At 71.7% G+C, this 230-nt stretch carries 1 protein-coding gene; it reads left to right on the forward strand.

Annotated features, from left to right (window positions below):
• On the forward strand, positions 1-230 hold a 230-nt coding region (locus A9Z05_RS37870), incomplete at both ends, for an FCD domain-containing protein (protein ID WP_256122038.1).

Consider the following 230-nt stretch of genomic DNA (forward strand, 5'->3'; position numbering starts at 1 on the left):
CGGCCGCGCTCGCCGCGCGCACCCGTACGCCCGAAGCATTCGACGCGATCGATGGCGCGGTGCGCGCGATGGCCGCCGCGCGCAACGTCGACGAATGGGTGCGCGCCGACCTGCACTTTCACCTGAGCGTGCTGGAGGCCGGCGGCAACGAGTTGCTGGTGCCGCTCGGCGCGCTGATCGATCGCACGCTCGAGGCGCAACTGCAATTGAATGCGCGCCGGGCGGACGTG

Origin of the sequence: Burkholderia sp. A2 (assembly GCF_001729305.1) — a bacterium.
In the GTDB taxonomy this organism is placed as follows: domain Bacteria; phylum Pseudomonadota; class Gammaproteobacteria; order Burkholderiales; family Burkholderiaceae; genus Burkholderia; species Burkholderia sola.